A 1,265-nucleotide genomic window follows, 5' to 3' on the forward strand; every position below is an offset into this window, starting at 1 on the left:
CACAAAGCAGTTCATACGGGCAAATAGTTGCGGGAGATTCTTTCTGAAAGAAAGGATTGAAGCTACAGTGACTATAGCAATTAGTCTTGTTCCAAGACGATTCGAGGAGCGACCCGTTGCATATGACCGACCCCCTACTTGTACCCACCAAACTACTGGATTTTGATGCCGCGCCTCTTGCGCATCTAATTGGGAACCGCAGCTGGCGCGGCTTATCCGAACACGATCGGATCGGAGCTGCCTATGATTTCGTTCGGAATGAAATCGCGTTCGGATACAATCGAGCTGACGACATCCCCGCATCCGAAGTGTTTTCCGACGGCTACGGGCAGTGCAATACCAAAGGCACGCTCTTGATGGCGCTGCTGCGTGGTGTCGGCATTCGTTGCCGGTTGCATGGGTTTACGATCCACAAGGGCTTGCAGCGCGGTGTTGTCCCTGAGCTGGTGTATCCGCTTGCTCCGCAGGAAATTCTCCACTCATGGGTCGAGATCGAATTTCAAGATTCCTGGATCAACCTTGAAGGCTTCATCCTGGATGACGCTTTCCTCGATGTCCTGCAAACGTCATTCTCGGACACAGAAAGTCTCTGCGGTTATGGCGCGGGCACGGATTGCCTTGGCGCGCCTCCCGTCGCCTGGAACGGAGAAGATACCTACATTCAGAAAACCGGCATCGTGCAGGATTTCGGCGTGTTTGATACGCCGGACGCATTCTATTCGTCCCATGGGCAATCCTTTGGATGGCTGCGTGGTGCCCTTTACCGTCATATCATACGCCACTGGATGAATGCGCGCGTACGTGGTTTGCGCAGCGGTCGCCTGAAGACTGACCGACGCGCGACACACGCGCATGAGGAGCCTGCCAATGCCACATGACCACGGGCACGCCCATATCGATCCGGATTCTGGCGATCGGCGGGTTGCCATCGCGATCTGGGCGAACGGGCTTCTTACCGTTGCGCAGATCGTCGGGGGCATATTCTCGGGTAGTTTGGCACTGATAGCAGATGCGCTGCACAACTTTTCCGATATGGCTTCGCTTGTCATTGCCTTTGCCGCACGCAAGATCGCGCGCCGACCGGCCGATGAGCGCATGACCTTCGGATATGGCCGGGTCGAAATCGTCGCGGCCCTGATCAACTACACGACCCTGATCGTGATCGGCTTCTACCTGATCTACGAAGGCGGCATGCGCATGATTGATCCACCCGAAGTCATGGGTTGGACCGTCGTCATTCTCGGTGGAATTGCGCTTGTGGTCGA

General features: G+C 55.7%; 2 protein-coding genes. Both read left to right on the forward strand.

The annotated features are described in order from the left end of the window. Positions 1-122: 122 nt before the first annotated feature. Complete coding sequence (locus ACGYLQ_RS20830; RefSeq protein WP_067626881.1) at positions 123-878, forward strand: transglutaminase family protein; 756 nt, start codon at positions 123-125, stop codon at positions 876-878. Beyond that, a partial coding sequence (locus tag ACGYLQ_RS20835) for a cation diffusion facilitator family transporter (RefSeq protein WP_394444684.1) occupies positions 868-1,265 on the forward strand: 398 nt, incomplete at its 3' end. The genes ACGYLQ_RS20830 and ACGYLQ_RS20835, both read left to right, overlap by 11 nt.

The sequence above is a fragment of the Sulfitobacter sp. 1A12779 genome (assembly GCF_043557315.1).
Taxonomy (GTDB): Bacteria; Pseudomonadota; Alphaproteobacteria; order Rhodobacterales; family Rhodobacteraceae; genus Sulfitobacter; species Sulfitobacter faviae.

Excerpts from the sequence above, each read along its gene's own strand:
- ACGYLQ_RS20830 (WP_067626881.1), top strand. The coding sequence starts at position 123 with ATGACCGACCCCCTACTTGTACCCACCAAACTACTGGATTTTGATGCC.